Here is a 995-nt window from a genome sequence, read left to right as displayed (position 1 = left end):
AGGTCCTTCCGTTCCAATAGCTGCTTATAATCCCCGTATGCGTCACAGCCGAACTCCGTTTCAGCTCGCTTCCGGTAGTTCTCTTCAGGATCGGAAACAGCAGCAATTCGGAACAATTCAGGCATGCTGTTCAATGTTTTGGCATGGATGTCATGCCCGCTTCGCCCTTGACCGATAATACCTACTTGTATTCGTTTCGTCATAATGGCTTCTCTACTCCTCATCGTTTAACGTTCTGCATTCGTTTATTCCGTTGGTTGCGGTTGCCACAATCCGATATCGTCGAGATATAGGAAAAACCGACTAGTGTTCTCGAACGTAACCACAACCTCTGTTTCTTCCGGCCCTGTTGTAAAAGCCAACTTCGCCATCTTCGCTTCCCAGTTCAGTCGGAATACAAATCTGTCCAGCTTCGTACCGTCCGCTCGTTGGACGCTCATCTTCCCCCCACCGCCGAAATAAGTATTGTTATGCAGCTTGAAGCCGCTAAACAACATTCGTCCGGGTCCGGTAACCTTTATATAAAGGTCGTGTTTACCCGTCACAAGGCGTATTGGCGTGGAGAAGTAACGCCATACACTATCATAATCCAATTGATGGGTCACTACGGCGATCTTCTCTCCTTCGAGGCTGTCCAGATATACCTCGACCGAGACCGAACCGAATATCTTCGTCATACCTAGACTAAGAAGATCATATTTACCAGGACTGCCGAAATCGACATCTGCGAACTTCAACCAATCCCCCGCTACAAGTGGGCCTAAATAGCGTAGATCTCGGTATATCCCATAGCCGCCATCTGGTGAAGTGTCCAGCTTGCCAATCTTCTGAATCTCATTTACTTGACCCACACCGAAGTATTCGCCATCCGTCTTCATCCCGCCCCATAGTTCATAAGACGTGTTAGGTCGAAGACCGGTAACCTTCTGCTCGATTCTGTCGCCAGGACCCAGCATCGCCGAGTATTTGTTACTGCGAACAACTGACGGATAACC

Annotated in this window: 2 protein-coding genes; both read right to left on the bottom strand. The window is 48.7% G+C overall.

Going from position 1 to position 995, the window contains the following annotated elements; all coding sequences use genetic code 11:
• A partial coding sequence (locus tag AC1DWB_RS36070; protein ID WP_477545856.1) for a Gfo/Idh/MocA family oxidoreductase occupies positions 1 to 203 on the bottom strand: 203 nt, incomplete at its 3' end.
• 42 nt (positions 204 to 245) lie between these two features.
• A partial coding sequence (locus AC1DWB_RS36065) for a carbohydrate-binding protein (protein ID WP_477545855.1) occupies positions 246 to 995 on the bottom strand: 750 nt, incomplete at its 5' end.

The organism is Paenibacillus sp. P4_E11 (genome assembly GCF_056401635.1).
This window is presented reverse-complemented; position numbering and strand designations above follow the sequence as displayed.